At 52.5% G+C, this 554-nt stretch carries 1 protein-coding gene; it reads right to left on the bottom strand.

Annotated elements, in window-relative coordinates:
• Positions 1–554, bottom strand: a 554-nt coding sequence (locus ACT3RN_RS16075) for a hypothetical protein (RefSeq protein WP_444518863.1), incomplete at both ends; no start/stop codon positions are given.

Raw genomic sequence — 554 nt, 5'->3', positions numbered from 1 at the left:
GCGGCTAATCACTGGACTGTCAATATCACCATACCAGTGGTTAAGGAGCACAGACTGACCGATGCGCGGAGCGAACTGCCAGCCATGCGCCGCACCCGATGACAGTTGTAATGCGCGTAGGGGCGGGGTGGTGCCATCATCGTGATCACTGATACCTGACCAGACAGGCGTGGTAATGGTTTGTTGTAGATTATCATCAGTGATACTAGACGCGTAGCTAGGAGAGGGCGAGCTACTCACATCTCCTGTACGCGCTTGGGTCAAGCCGTGATAGGTACTACTGGCAAAGGATAACGCGCTGGGATAAGGACGATAAGGGATGGTGGCATCAAGTAGCGTAGCTGATACCCATACACCAGTATCACGAGCAATATCAAAGCCATGATCGGGCATGGATGATAGCGTCAGCCTTGTGGTGCCGCGCTGCATCTGCTGCACCGTTTGCTGTAACCACTGCTTGATAAAGGCTTGATAATGATACGACACACTGTCGTTGTCAGGCTCAATGCCGATCAATGTCACCGCGGTACAATAGGTCGATAGGTGGCCAATAG

It is taken from the genome of Psychrobacter sp. AOP5-GZ1-6, from assembly GCF_052376345.1.
Taxonomy (GTDB): domain Bacteria; phylum Pseudomonadota; class Gammaproteobacteria; order Pseudomonadales; family Moraxellaceae; genus Psychrobacter.
Note: the sequence above shows the minus strand (reverse complement) of the source record. Positions and strands in the feature narration are given on the sequence as shown.